Origin of the sequence: Mesorhizobium sp. M8A.F.Ca.ET.161.01.1.1 (genome assembly GCF_004792105.1) — a bacterium.
In the GTDB taxonomy this organism is placed as follows: Bacteria; Pseudomonadota; Alphaproteobacteria; order Rhizobiales; family Rhizobiaceae; genus Mesorhizobium.
On sequence record NZ_SRTD01000279.1, the window covers coordinates 1 to 329 of the forward strand.

1 pseudogene is annotated in these 329 nt (G+C 72.6%); it reads left to right on the forward strand.

Annotation, left to right across the window (positions count from 1 at the left end):
- A pseudogene (locus tag EN804_RS35695) lies at positions 1-329 on the forward strand (ABC transporter permease); the annotation flags it as partial.

The window sequence follows — 329 nt, forward strand, 5'->3', positions numbered from 1 at the left end:
ATCCGACGGCGCTCGAATGGATCGCCCGGCGTGCGGAAGCCTTCTTCATCCCGCTCGCGGCACTGATCGTCGGCATGGCCCTGTTCAGCCTGTTCATCGCGCGGGTCGGCAAGTCACCCGTGCAGCTCTATGAAACGATGTGGCGCGGCGGCTTCGGCTCGTTGTTCTCGGTCCAGAACTCGCTGTCGCGCGCCGCGCCCCTGCTGCTGGCGGCACTCTGCGTGGCGCTGCCGGCCCGGCTCGGCCTCGTCGTCATCGGCGGCGAGGGCGCGATCGTGCTCGGCGGCGTCGCCGCGGCGGCGGCCGGCACGGCGCTCAGCGGCGCCCCC